Consider the following 12,930-nt stretch of genomic DNA (forward strand, 5'->3'; position numbering starts at 1 on the left):
TAAACGCTACTTTGCACTCGCAATGCCAATACCATTCAGATCATACACAACCTTGCCACCTTTGATGGTCATTTCGCATTCGAACTTCTGCTTGCCCATCATCTTATAGCCGGTTTTGTCGTAAAAGCCGAACGTGCCCTGCCGCATCGAGAAAATGGCGACATCGGCAATGGCGCCTACAGATAAATGCCCCAGATTCTCGCGTTTGATGACCTGCGCCGGGGTCCAGGTGCTGGCTTTGATGACGCTCGGAATGTCTTCGCCCATCGCCACGAATTTGGACATGATGCTGAGCATGTCTTTCATGGAACCGTTCATGCTGCCGGTATGCAGATCGGTGCTGATGGTGGTCGGGTAAAATTTAGCTTTCACCGCCGGGATGGCCTGCGAGTAGTTGAAACTCGCCCCGCCATAACCTACGTCGAATACGATGCCTTTCTTACGGGCCTCCCAGGCAAACGGCTTCACAGTTTTGGTCGCTTCATCGACTATCGTCTCCCGGACGTTGCCTTCCAGCAGGGTGTAGGCATGGGTGAAAATATCGCCCGGACGAAGGTGCTTCATGAATAGTTCTTCGAGCGAAAGGGGTGGGTTATTCCCGCCGAAGTCAATGATAACGGGCATGTTGGCCAGTTTACCAGCCGCCACGGCATGGTCGACGGGTGCCCAACTAGGTCCCTGAAAGTGGGCGACCTTGAATCCGACAACGTCATTCTTGTTTTCGAGCGCCACTTTAGCGGCCATTTTGGGGTCCATGTCGGTGGTGTCCTGCTCGAAAACGCCCCCGCGCATGCCTTCGCCCACGATGTTCATAAACGACAGCACACGAGTCTTGGACGTGAAAATGATGTTCTTTTTGAACGTCTCGAACGATTTCCAGCCTGCGCCCCCCGCATCGACAATGGTCGTGACGCCCACCCGAAACGTGAACCCGTCGGGCGAGACGGCTACCAGTCCGTTGCTCAGGTAATGGTCGGGTTCGGTGCCGTAAAACACGTGCCCGTGAATGTCGATCAGGCCGGGCGTTACGTACATGCCTTTCGCATCGACCACCTGCCGCGCTTGTTTCGCGTCGATGGATTTCGCCACCTGCGTGACTTTCCCATCGGTGATGGCGACGTCCATCACCGCGTCGATGTTATTTTTCGGGTCGATCAGGTGCCCGCCTTTGATAAGAAGCGTATAGGGTTGCGCCCAGACCGAAACCGACAGAAAAGAGAAAAGGGTCAGGAAGAATAAGATGTTTTTCATGGGTTAGGATATATAAGAAGCGCGGTTCTTAAGACCACGTAACCATAGGCTAATAGCAACATTACCCCCACCCCTTAAAGGGAGCTTTAATTGAGTATGAGGGAAGCCCCCTTTAGGGGAGTGGGGGTAATTACACAGCCGCTTTCGTAAACTCTTCTTTCAGCCTTGCTGCCACAATTTTATCCTGGCCGGGTTTGAGCATCCAAGTTGTCATGCTGATGCCGTTGGGTTCGCCCACAACTTCAATGGACGGGTTTCCGTTGCGCAGGTTTTCCTGTAAAGACTTCGTGGTCAGGTTGACTTTGCCCGTTTCCCACGTTACCCGCATGGTGGGCGTGTGGTTGCCCAGTGGTGGCGCGTAGGTTTCGACGTTGATTCCGTTAATGCCTTTGATGGCGTTGGAAATGACCGCCACCCTATCTTCCAGCATCTTCCATTCTTTCTTGTGGTCCATTGCGATGAACTTATCGAGGGCGACGTACATGCCCAGAATCTCCTCTTTGTTCACCTTCATGCCCCGGCCGATGGTGGAGCCACGGGGTGGCATGCTGAGCCGGGCGGCAGCGATGTACTGTTTTTTGCCCATCAGCAAACCTGCGCTTTGTGGCCCTCGCATGGCCTTCCCGCCCGATACGCAAACCAGGTCGAAGCCCATGTCGTTGAATTTCCAGAGATTCTCGACCGGCGGCACATCGGCAGCAATGTCGATCATCGTCGGGATGTTGTGTTTCTTGCCCAGGTTTACCCATTCCTGATGCTGAATCTGGCCTTTGTCGGACTGGATGTTCAGAAACCAGAGCATGGCCGTTTTGCTGTTGATGGCTTTTTCGGCCTCTTCCAGCGTTTCGACTACTACAATTTTACAACCGGTATTAGTGAGGGCGTGGTTGTAGCCAATGTTGTGCGCTTTCTGGGCAATCACCTCCGACTTCATGTCGGTGCCTTCCAGATGCGGCAACAGCTCTACTTTTTTCTGGTCCATGCCCGTCAATACACCCGCCAGTCCAAGGGTCATGGCCGAGAAACAGCCCGCCGTCACCACCGCCGATTCGGCATGGGTCAGGGCGGCAATCTTTTCGCCAACTTTGGTCTGCACATCGTCCAGCATGACAAACTCTTTGGATGATGCGTTGATCGTTTCCACCACGTCATCTTCCATCAGCGAGCCCGTCATGGCTGTGTAGGTACCGGCCGCATTAATGAAGGTACGTAAACCCAGTTCCTTGAGTACGTTCCGCGAGGCCGCCTTGGCCGGAGCTGCCAGCACCGACTCAAGCGGAGTTACGCTACCGATCAGGCCACCCAGCAGGGGCACGGTCGACAGTCGTTTGATGAGGGATCTTCTATTGAGCATGATAAAGTTGGTTTGTATCGGTGATCGTTCTTACTCAAAAATCAGCGTTCCGAACTTCTTGAATTCGTGAAAGCTGCCACTCGTTTTTTGCCACGACCAGGTTTGATACCCCTTGTCGTAATCAATGCGGTACAGGTTACCGCGCCATTTCGTGCCAGACGTTGGTGGAGTCTGAACGAGAGGGTTTAGTAACGTATAGGGAATAAAAAACTCGGCCGTCCAGCCTTTAATGGCTGCCTTGCTTACCTTGTCGCCACCCTGAATGCTGGTCGCATGTTGCACTTTCGATTTACCTGTGTAATGCCAGGGTTTCCAGCCCATGAATTTGCCATTTAGATTCGGCACCAGAATCGCTAATTCGTAATTCAACGGTGATAGTTCGTACTCAAAGTAGATGGGTACAGACTCATCAGGCCAGAGAAATACTTCTACCACATCCTCGTTGTACAACGCCCCGAAATCGTCCTGTATCGTAGCCGTTAACGTTTCATCTTCGCACTGAAAGAGGAAATACATACCCGTACCAGAATATAGCGTTTTGGTCTTCGTCGCCAGGTTTCGCCCGGCCGATTCCTGAATCGTGATGGGTACCCAGTCTGTTTTGTTCCAGGCGCTGTTGTCGCCATTGCCATTCACTTGGAAATCATCGGTTTTTCGGACGACCATTTGCGTTGGATCGCTGGTTTGTGCGTGGATAGGCATGAGTCTTAGGGAGAGTAAAATGGCTAAAACGACGACGGTGAGTTTTTTTCGTACCCAACCGTTTCTAGCTGTTTGGTACACAGTACTACACATACGCGACGCAGTCAATTTCGACCCAGGAGTTGCCGGGAACACCGGCGTGAACGGCGACCGTTGTCCGAACGGGTGGATTCTTGCCAAAACGACCTTTATAAACTTCGTTCATAGCTTTGTAATCCTTGAGATCATGCAGCAGGACGTTCACTTTTAGTACTTTGTCCATTGACGAACCTGCCTTGATTAGTTCTTTCTCGATCTCCTTGAGCACATGATCTGTATGCGACCGGATATCGCCCTCGAAGTGAGCCCCGGCCCCGGACACAAAGACCAGATTGCCTAGCTTTGTCGACCCCGAATACAAGGGAATATCGTCCTGAGATACTACACTGGCCACTTCTTTTTCAGGGGTTGACACAGCTTGAACTTCGGTCGAGGTATGTAGTCCGGTTAGTCCGGCTACGGATGAAAACAGGCGTTTTAACAGGGAACGGCGTTGTGCTTTCATGAATCGCTTAAAAAAGGAAAAGGGCGTTTTTTAGGAACTTACTCTAAATTTAAGCCACTGCCTGTCAATTTATTAAAAAATATTAGAAACTGTAGTGTAGTGTCGGGGTAAAGACCTCAGCACTACGCTACAGTTTTGCTTTACTTATCCCACCACACTACGCTGGAGAGCGTGTTCGTGCCGCCCTGCCGCGTACGAGCTTCGATGAAGTTAGTTTTGTTGTACGTCTCTTCCGAGTCGGGAATCACAAAGCGGGTCGGGATTTTGCCGCCGGTGAGGTTGCCCGGATAATTGGTTGGTGTGAGCACCGGATACCCCGTCCGACGCCAGTTGGAGAAGATTTCGTATTCATCTTCCAGAAATAGGGATACCCATTTCTGCGTCTGAATCTGCTCCATCTGCTGCGCCACCGTTCCTGTAGCTTTGTATGGATTAACCGCCAGATAGGCGTTGATCCGAGCTTCCGAAATCGTACCGCCCGTTCCAAACAGCGCCCATTGCCGCATACCGGCACGCACGGCATTGGCATAAGCCGTAGCTGCGGTGGTGCCGCTGGCCCAACCCCGAACAGCGGCCTCGGCCAGTAACAGGTTCGTTTCGGCATTGCCAAACACGATCAGCGGGGCGCTGTATTTCAGCAGCGTGTTCGGGTTGGGCTCCGAGAACGAGTTGAAATTGGCAGGCAGGTTGTTGTAAGCTGCGTTGGGCATACCACTTTGCAGAGCCGTTGTTGTGTCGGCAGTGAACGTTTTGCCGTCGGTGGTTGTCCACACAATCGAGATCACGTTCAGACGTGGGTCTTTGGTGTTCTTGAGGTAGTCGATGAACGTTTTGGCGTACTTACCGCCTTCTACGTTATCGCCACCGGGTGTTACGTAATCCGTGCTGATCAACCCGCTGGCAATGAAGTTACGGCTGGCCGTTTGCGACCCATCGACATAGGCAATCACGGCGCGGTCGGCATCGTCGAGAATAATGCCCCCGGCAATGGCTTTTTCGCTCCAGGTTTTGGCCAGCGCCGGGTCCACTTCGGTCAGGCGCATACCCAGCCGCAGCATCAGCGAATAGGCGAATTTCTTCCATTTGGTAATGTCGCCCCCGTACATCAGGTCGGCGTTGCCAAACGTGGCTTTGCTGGCATCGAAAGCAGCAATGGATTCGTCCAGTTCTTTCAGCAGGTCGGCGTAAATAGCCTGCTGGGTATCGTATTTGGGGCTGTAATTCTTATCCGAAAGGGCTTTGCCTGCATCGAAGTAGGGGATGTCGCCGTACATATCCGTCAGGCGATGGAAAATATACGCCTTCCAGATACGAGCTGCCGAGAGTTTATTGACATCCAGCGGGCTGGTCGAAACGGCGTCGATCACCTGCCGGATGGAGACCACTGCGCCCTGCCCGGCTGCGGTACCGGCGTAGGCATTCCAGTTGCCAGTCGAATAGCTGTAGTTAAAGTACTTGTCGCCCGCAGCCGGTACCTCTTTGTAGGTGGCGAACTGCTGCATCGACTGGCCAATAGTCAGATAGGCTGCCCCGGTAAAGTTAGTGCTCACGCCGTCCAGTTGGGCGCGGGTAAAAAGGTAGCCGGGCACTACTTCCGAGTATTTGTTCGGGTCCACGTTCATCTCCTCAAAGCCCTTGTCGCAGGCAGAGAGGAGCAGAAGCATTGGGGCCACAACCAGTATTTTTTGGATCAGATTCTTCATCGTCAGAAAATTTTTTGGTTAGAATTTCACCATTAAGTTCACGCCCAGGCTCCGGGTTCTGGGTACGCCGAAAGCCTCAAGACCCTGCGCGTTGGTGCTTGTATAGCCCGACTCGGGATCGAAGTACTGGTTCTTCTTGTCTTTGTAAAGAATGGCCAGGTTACGTGCCACAAACGAGATCGTAGCCGATTGTAGCTTCAGGAACGGCAGTTTGGCAACGGGCAGGTTATAGCTGAGGATCACCTGACGCAGCTTCACGAAGTCGTTGTTGAACATGAACATGGCTGTGTAGTTCTTGTCGTTATCGTAATATGTATCGACTTCTTCTTTGCTCCATGTTTTGGTATAAGGGGCACCTTCGGGGGTTACGCCCGTAACGGTGATGCCCGTCTCGCGACCCGGCAGGGTTTCCTGCGGCAGACCGAAGCGGTAGGCGTATTGATACAGGTTCGAATACACGATGCTGCCGAATTTACCATCGACCAGAATGTTCAGCGAGAAGTTCTTGTACCGGAAATTGTTGGTAATACCCATCGTGAGCGGGGGTGTGCCCTGTCCGATCTCCTGCAAATCGCCCCGAAGCGCGTAGCCGCTGGCCGTATTGAAAACGACGTTACCGTTGGCATCGGTTTTCTTATTATAGCCCCAAACGGTGCCGTAAGGCCGGTCGAGCACATTCCGAACCAGACCACCACCTACGCCAGCACCAACGTCGATACCGGTGATGCCTGCGGCCAGTTGTTCGATTTTACTCTTGTTATACGCCATGTTGTAGCTAACATCCCACGAAAAAGGCCCTTTGCTAACGGGCGTGCCGGTCAACAGGAGTTCAACACCTTTGTTGCTCAACGCTCCCACATTCAGCAGGGCCGAGGTGTAGCCCGACGATAGAGCAATGTTCGTCGTTACGATGTCGTCGGTCGTTTTGCGGTTGTAGAGTGTCAGGTCGATGCCCAGCCGGTTATTTAGGAACTTGGCTTCGATGCCGCCCTCATAGGTGGTCGAGGTCAGCGGTTTCAGGTCGGGGTTGGGTACCTGCGACGACGATAGCACTTGTACGGGCCGGCCATTGTGACCACCCTGCTGCATGGAGTAGTACTGGTAAATCTGGTAGGCGTTGACCGTCGCACCACCCACCTGCGCCCACGACGCCCGTAACTTGGCAAAGCTAACCGCCTTGGGCAGTTGGAACGCATCCGACAGAATGAACGAGCCACCCACAGAAGGGTAGAAGATGCTGTTGCTCTTGGGGTTCAGTACCGAGAACCAGTCCTGCCGACCGGACAGCGTCAGATACGCCACGTTTTTATACCCGAAATCCGCCGAGCCAAACACCGAATTGATGGCACTTTTCAGGTAAGTCGGTGTGGTCGTTGAGGTGGCCAGGTTGGTGTAGCTGTAGAAATACGGTACGGTAAATTCACTGCCAGCTATGGTTGTCTGATCGAAGATCGCTTTCTGGGCATTGCCGCCCAGCAGGGCTGAAAAGGTAAGGTCCTTGAAAAAGGTCGTGTTGTAGTTCAGCGTCAACATGCCATTGGTTTCCGACGAGCTTGTTTTACGGGCTTCGTAGGTGCCCAGCGGCTGGTAGGCGTTGTTGGTAGGCTGGACATATTCTGACGAAAAGCTATAAAAATCCTGGCTCACGCTGCCTTTAATAAATAGGTTGTCCAGAATGTCGTAGCGGATGCTTCCCTGGCTGATGAACCGGTGTTTGGTGTCGTTGTTCTTGAACTTGTTGATCACGAAATATGGGTTCGGTGCGGCCGGAACGGGGTTCCATTCGGTCTCTTTGCCCGTAACGGGGTCGTAGCCCGGTGCCAGACTGCGGATGTCGACCACGTTGGCAATCAGGTAAGTCGCCCAGTGCGGGTTAAAATCGGCATACCCCACTTTCGGGCGGTTGATCCCCTCTTCCACATTGTACTGGAACACTGTTTCAACGCTCAGTTTCTTGCCCAGAAAGGCGTTCAGGTTCAGGTTAGCAATCCGCCGGGAGAACGATGAGTTAGGCACGATGCTGTTCGATTGGGTGTTGTTGAGCCCCAGACGGAAGTTTACCGTTTCGCTGCCACCGGTGAAGGCCAGCGAGTTGATGTAGTTGGTACCCGTGCGGTAGAAGTTCTTCAGGTTGTCTTTCTGCGGAGAGTAGGGGTGCATCTGTCCATCCACCTGAATCGTTGGTAGTCCATCCATTTTAGCCCCGTACGACAGTCGACCGGTACTTTTGGCCTCCGTTACCGTGGTTGGTTTTTTGCCATCCAGACCCTGACCGTATTCATACTGCCAATTTGGAATAACGGCAATATCTTCAAAGGTCGTGTTGCTGTTGATCTCCACCCCGACACCCTTCTGGGCGCGACCCTTCTTGGTAGTGATCAGAATAACACCATTGGAGGCACGGGCACCGTACAGAGCCGCAGCAGGGCCGCCTTTCAGCACGCTGATGGATTCGATATCGTCGGGGTTGATACCGCCAATGCCGTCGCCCCGGTCCACGTTCATACCGTTACCGTCGGCGGTGGTACCGCCGGGGGTGCTGTTGTCCATGGGCATCCCGTTGATAACGTACAGCGGCTGGTTGTTGCCGTTCAGGGAGCCGTTGCCCCGGATGATGATGCGGCTCGACCCGCCGGGGCCGGTAGCCATACCCGTTGCGTTAACACCCGCAATCTTGCCAGTCAAAGCGTTGGCTACGTTGTTTTCGCGGGCCTGCGTAAACTCGCTGCCTTTCACTTCCGACACGGCGTAGGCGAGTGCTTTTTTCTCCCGCGCAATACCCAGTGCCGTTACCACCACTTCGCCAAGGGTGCTGGCTTCCGGAGCCAGTGTTACCGAGAGGTTACTCTGGTTGCCAATGGTAAGCTCCTGTCGTTTGTAGCCCACAAAGCTGAACACCAGCACCGCGTTATCGTCCGGTACATCGAGCGAAAAACGGCCGTCGGCACCCGTGGTGGTCCCTTTCTGGGCTTCTTTGATCACGACGCTCACGCCCGGCAGACCCGCCCCGTTTTCGTCGAGAACGATACCCGCCACTTTACGTTTGGGGGCTTCCTGCTGAACAGGAACCCGGATGTCGGACGATTCCAGGCGTTTCAGAATGATCCGATCCTGAAGGACTTCGTAGGTAACCTGATACGGATACAGGATCTTGTTCAGGACTTCGGAGAGCGGTTCGTTGCGAAATTTATAGGTGGCTTTGGTGTCGTTTCCGAAGATTTGCGGATTGTACAGAAATTTTACGTTCGTAACGGTCTCAATTTTGTCCAGCACTTTTTCAACATCGGCGTTGGACAGTTGAAGGGTTACTTTTTGCTCCAGCACTTTCTGCCCACTAACCTCTAAGGCGTAGGAGAAGGTGGCAAAAGCGACAGAAAGAAAGGCCTGGTAGATGCCAATGCGCATGATTTTCTGTAAAGTCTTTTGATAAAGTACTCGTTTTGACATAGTTTTGGCTTTTGTCGGGTGAAAAATTCGGCACAATAAAGTCCCGGTCCGCTTTTTAGCGGATGTTGTAATGAGCATACACGAAGGGCGATTTTGAAGGCGAAGATGTTAGCGCATCTCCGCCTTTTTTATGCGTATGTCGGAGCGGTGTTGATCATAGGCATTCAAGGAATTAGATAGGTTAGACGATGATTTGGGTACGCGGTATTAACAGCCGTTACTACTGATCTGGATCGTTCCATCTACCTGCTTATACGTGGCATTGATGGTTCGGCAAATCAGGTCAAGTTTTTCAAAAAGGGGTTCGTCGGTAAACGAAGCGGTCAGGTAACAGGTCCGCATCAGGTCTTTGTCGAAAGCGATGGGTACGCCGTACGATTGCTCGAGGGTAGCGAACACTTCGGCAATGGGGGTGCGTTTAAAGGCAAAAAGCGGCTTCTGTAGGGCCTGCTCCAACAAAACCGGGTTCTCAATCAGGCTCTTTTTTAACTGTGTTTTCTCCGTCGAGAAGACGATTTGCTGATTGGGTGTCAGCACGATACCGTCCAGTTTATAGGTTTCTTTCTGAGGTTGCTCCGCCACCTGCTTCTGGGAGAACACGGCCACTTTTCCCGTCCGAACAACGACTTTCATCTGCTTCGCGCCTTCATAGGCCTGCACCGTAAAACTAGTGCCCAGTACTTTCGTCACCAGTCCGTTAGCATAGACGTAAAATGGTTTCGACGGATTTTTGACGACCTCGAAAAAGCCTTTACCCGAAAGGTAAATTTCCCGTTTCGTACCGGCAAATCGATTGTCGTAACTCACCCGGCTTTTTGGGTAAAGGGTAATGGCACTTTTATCGGGAAGATCGACCCGCATCGGGGCGTCGGTCGCGTTGATTACTTCGGACAGGGGTTCGGCTACCTGAGCCACGAGTTCGGTGTAGGTCACCGCCGTTTTATTGGTCGAAGGGCGGATTTGATTCCAGCCAAAAAGCCCGAGTACAACCAGTACACTAGCCGCCACCCCATAGCGAACCGGCCAGGACCGAAACCACGGCACCGCTATAACTGGCACCTCACGATCCTCCAGTGTCTCGTGCAGGCGGCTAATCTCTTCCTGAATTTCCCGTTCTGAAAGAGGTAGCCGCTCGGCAATGTGTTCGCTATAAGTGTTATGCAGGGAAATCAACAACGAAGCCGCCTTGTCGACCAGCTCGGTTTTGTCCGGATTCTGGGTCAGCCACGCTTCCCAGAACGCATTGGCTGTGGGGTCGTGGCTCAACTGCCAGCGTTGAAAAGACGAATCGAGGGCCAATTCTTCGGGTTCTAAATCCCTGTACTCCTGCATACAAACGGATGCGTTATTGGTGCATTTGGAGGAAAGATGCAGAAGTCATTGGCGAATACTCTCTTTTCCGAAACTTTATTTTAAAAAATTTTAAAATGGCAGTTGAGCGTCCCATAGCCCCTTACCGGATTGCAACCGATGTTAGCTACAGTCAACCCCGTCGGGGTTGTGGTGGCGCGGGCGGTCCTGTGCCACCGGATTGCATCCGGGGTTAACTACGGTCAACCCCGTCGGGGTTGGGGCGACGAGTAACAGGCATACAGGGACCCTCCAGTTACAAACCCGACGGGGTTATGACTGGAGGGCTCCGGATGTAGTCCGGGGTACGAGGCAGGTGTAGCCTTTAGTTACAACCCCGAGGGGGTTGACTGTGGATAGCTCCGGACGTAGTCCGGGGTTTGGGGGTTGTGTGCATCCGGGGACCACGCGTTTCGTAAAAACCGCAGCCAGTTTTTATGGAATATGTTTTCGATATCTTCCTCCGTGTAGCCGCGTTTGGCTAAAAGGCCGGTCAGGGTTTGCAGGTCGGCGATGGTGTCGAGGTCGCGGGGCGATTGTTCGATGCCATAGGTGCCGTCGAGGTCGCTGCCGATGGCGATGTGCTGGCTGCTGCCGGTGAGCTGACAGATGTGGTCGTAATGGTCGATAATGGTTTCGATAGAAATACCGAATTCGGTCGGATTGCTGACTCGCTGGGTGAAGCCGGGTTTCATCATCCAGGCGTCGAAACACCCGCCGATGACGCCACCCCGCTCGGTCAACTGCTTTATTTGATCGTCGGTGAGCTGGCGTTGGTGCGGTACCAGTGCCCGGCAGTTGTGGTGACTAGCCCAAACGGGTCCTTTGTACAAAGAAAGGGCTTCTGTAAACCCTTCGTCGGTGAGGTGGGTGGCGTCCAGGATGATACCCAGACGGTCCATTTCTTTGACCAGTTCGCGGCCCTGCACCGTCAGCGGGCCACTCAGGCCGGTGCCGGGGGCGTAGCGCCCCGTGCTGTAATGCGCTGGACCGAGGGCACGTAAGCCGTAGTTATAGGCTTTTTCCAGATACGACAGGTTCACCAGCGAGTCAGCTCCCTCCAGACTGAGGATATACCCTACAGGTTTGGTGTCGTTCGGAATGTTTTCGTCGAGCCAGAATGCCACATGTTTATCCAGACTGGCACGGTCAAGAATCTGCGTCATTTCGCCCGCGTCGACCATCGTTTCGTACCACGCCCGTTGCGCCTGCGTCATGGCCCAGGCCTGTTCGGGGGAGTTCCAGCCCGCGCCGGGCAGGTTGCCGTTGCTCTGGTTGAAACGGGCAATCTGCGTGGCTACGACCAGCCCAATACCGCCCCGGCGGAGGTCGGGCAGAGAGACAGTGCCTTTGGCCCGGTCAATTTTGTCGGTCATGTCGGCTTCCTGTTGTCTGATCTGGTGAGCCGACAGTCGGTAGTCACGGTTCCATTCGATGGCGTTGAGAGCCATGTCGAGGTGGGCATCAATAATGAACATGGGTTTGGTTTATGATTTGGTTTTGCACCAGACAGTAGGGATGCTGTCTGGTGCAAATTGACTAGTCTTCGCTCTCCTTTTTCAGCTTTTTCTTCACCACATCGGCCGGGTATTTGAGGGCTAACTGACGAATGTCGTAGCTGAACTCCTCGTAGGTTTCTTTCCAGAGTTGGGCTTCTTCGGGGGTGTATTCGTAGAAACCGTGAGCGTTCTGAACGCCTTTCCCACCTGCTTTCACAATATCGTCGATCAGTTTAGGAACTTCGGTTTTATTGCTCAGCGTGGGGAATAAGTCCTTCATAACGGTATGGTAGGCTGCTACGCCTGTCAGGTCCATCCACCGAAAAACGCCTACAAGTGTCATCCAGTAGCCGGTATTGTTTCGGCAGGCGCGGTCCACATCTTCTACAGTCGCGTATCCATTTTCGACCAGATTGAAAGCTTCCCGATACATGGCGTATGCCAACCGGTTGGCAATAAACCCCCGAATATCCTTGCGCACCAGCGTTGGCTCTTTAGCCCAGAAATGGGCTAGCGCATACAGCCAGTCGGCGGTTTGCTGATCGCTCAGGTCGCCACAGATGATTTCCAGAAAGCGGGTCGTGTGCGACGGTTCTGCCCAGTGCAAGCCCAAGAACCGCTCCGGCAATTTGATTTGCCGCTGGAGTATGCTGATTGGAATGGCCGAGGTGTTGCTCGTAATAAGGGTATCGTCGGCAACAACGGCTTCAATTTTGTCGTAGACGGATTTCTTGATACCGATGTCTTCGAGCGTACATTCCAGTACAAGCTTGCAGTCCTTCAACAGACTATAGTCCTCTGTAATGGTCAGTTGTTCAAAATAAAGCTCGGGGCTCTGGGTGATCAATCCTTTCTCGAAGGCTTTGGTCAGGTGTTCGCGAATGCGGGGTTCGGCCGTTTCCATGTCGGCGGGCAGGGGCGCAACGGCTACTACCGGGTGCCCGGCAATGAGTAGGCAGACGGTAATGCTACAGCCCATCAGGCCCAGCCCTACAACGCTCACGAGTATATCTGCCGGATTTAGTTGTTGAGGTTCCATTACTATGTGTTTGGGTACTTTTGTCAGGCTTTGCAGCCTTC

The 12,930-nt window shown here is 53.2% G+C and carries 9 protein-coding genes; all 9 read right to left on the reverse strand.

The features are described 5' to 3' along the window. Positions 1-6: 6 nt before the first annotated feature. Positions 7-1,251, reverse strand: a complete 1,245-nt coding sequence (locus NT073_RS28845; RefSeq protein ID WP_297380971.1) for an amidohydrolase/deacetylase family metallohydrolase — start codon at positions 1,249-1,251, stop codon at positions 7-9. A gap of 130 nt (positions 1,252-1,381) precedes the next feature. Further along, positions 1,382-2,605 carry an aminotransferase class V-fold PLP-dependent enzyme gene (locus NT073_RS28850; protein ID WP_297380973.1) on the reverse strand — a complete coding sequence of 408 codons (1,224 nt, stop codon included), beginning with the start codon at positions 2,603-2,605 and terminating at the stop codon, positions 1,382-1,384. A 30-nt stretch (positions 2,606-2,635) separates the two neighbouring features. Beyond that, positions 2,636-3,307 carry a carbohydrate-binding family 9-like protein gene (locus tag NT073_RS28855; protein WP_297380976.1) on the reverse strand — a complete coding sequence of 224 codons (672 nt, stop codon included), beginning with the start codon at positions 3,305-3,307 and terminating at the stop codon, positions 2,636-2,638. Positions 3,308-3,392: 85 nt separating this feature from the next. Then, the gene (locus NT073_RS28860) at positions 3,393-3,851 is read right to left on the reverse strand and encodes a RidA family protein (protein ID WP_297380979.1); all 459 of its coding nucleotides are present in this window, start codon (positions 3,849-3,851) and stop codon (positions 3,393-3,395) included. 140 nt (positions 3,852-3,991) lie between these two features. After that, the gene (locus tag NT073_RS28865) at positions 3,992-5,554 is read right to left on the reverse strand and encodes a SusD/RagB family nutrient-binding outer membrane lipoprotein (RefSeq protein WP_297380982.1); all 1,563 of its coding nucleotides are present in this window, start codon (positions 5,552-5,554) and stop codon (positions 3,992-3,994) included. An 18-nt stretch (positions 5,555-5,572) separates the two neighbouring features. Continuing rightward, entirely contained in the window at positions 5,573-9,001 is a 3,429-nt protein-coding gene (locus NT073_RS28870; protein WP_297380985.1) for a SusC/RagA family TonB-linked outer membrane protein, read from the reverse strand. A 207-nt stretch (positions 9,002-9,208) separates the two neighbouring features. Next, positions 9,209-10,333, reverse strand: a complete 1,125-nt coding sequence (locus tag NT073_RS28875) for a FecR family protein (protein ID WP_297380987.1) — start codon at positions 10,331-10,333, stop codon at positions 9,209-9,211. 347 nt (positions 10,334-10,680) lie between these two features. Further along, entirely contained in the window at positions 10,681-11,829 is a 1,149-nt protein-coding gene (locus NT073_RS28880; RefSeq protein WP_297380988.1) for a membrane dipeptidase, read from the reverse strand. A gap of 61 nt (positions 11,830-11,890) precedes the next feature. Continuing rightward, positions 11,891-12,889, reverse strand: coding sequence for a 3-hydroxyacyl-CoA dehydrogenase family protein (locus tag NT073_RS28885; protein ID WP_297380990.1), 999 nt, complete (start codon positions 12,887-12,889; stop codon positions 11,891-11,893). Between the last annotated feature and the right edge of the window lie 41 nt (positions 12,890-12,930).

This window comes from Spirosoma sp. (genome assembly GCF_026391055.1).
GTDB lineage: Bacteria > Bacteroidota > Bacteroidia > Cytophagales > Spirosomataceae > Spirosoma.

Excerpts from the sequence above, each read along its gene's own strand:
- NT073_RS28845 (WP_297380971.1), bottom strand. The coding sequence starts at position 1,251 with ATGAAAAACATCTTATTCTTCCTGACCCTTTTCTCTTTTCTGTCGGTT.
- NT073_RS28850 (WP_297380973.1), bottom strand. The coding sequence starts at position 2,605 with ATGCTCAATAGAAGATCCCTCATCAAACGACTGTCGACCGTGCCCCTG.
- NT073_RS28855 (WP_297380976.1), bottom strand. The coding sequence starts at position 3,307 with ATGCCTATCCACGCACAAACCAGCGATCCAACGCAAATGGTCGTCCGA.
- NT073_RS28860 (WP_297380979.1), bottom strand. The coding sequence starts at position 3,851 with ATGAAAGCACAACGCCGTTCCCTGTTAAAACGCCTGTTTTCATCCGTA.
- NT073_RS28865 (WP_297380982.1), bottom strand. The coding sequence starts at position 5,554 with ATGAAGAATCTGATCCAAAAAATACTGGTTGTGGCCCCAATGCTTCTG.
- NT073_RS28870 (WP_297380985.1), bottom strand. The coding sequence starts at position 9,001 with ATGTCAAAACGAGTACTTTATCAAAAGACTTTACAGAAAATCATGCGC.
- NT073_RS28875 (WP_297380987.1), bottom strand. The coding sequence starts at position 10,333 with ATGCAGGAGTACAGGGATTTAGAACCCGAAGAATTGGCCCTCGATTCG.
- NT073_RS28880 (WP_297380988.1), bottom strand. The coding sequence starts at position 11,829 with ATGTTCATTATTGATGCCCACCTCGACATGGCTCTCAACGCCATCGAA.
- NT073_RS28885 (WP_297380990.1), bottom strand. The coding sequence starts at position 12,889 with ATGGAACCTCAACAACTAAATCCGGCAGATATACTCGTGAGCGTTGTA.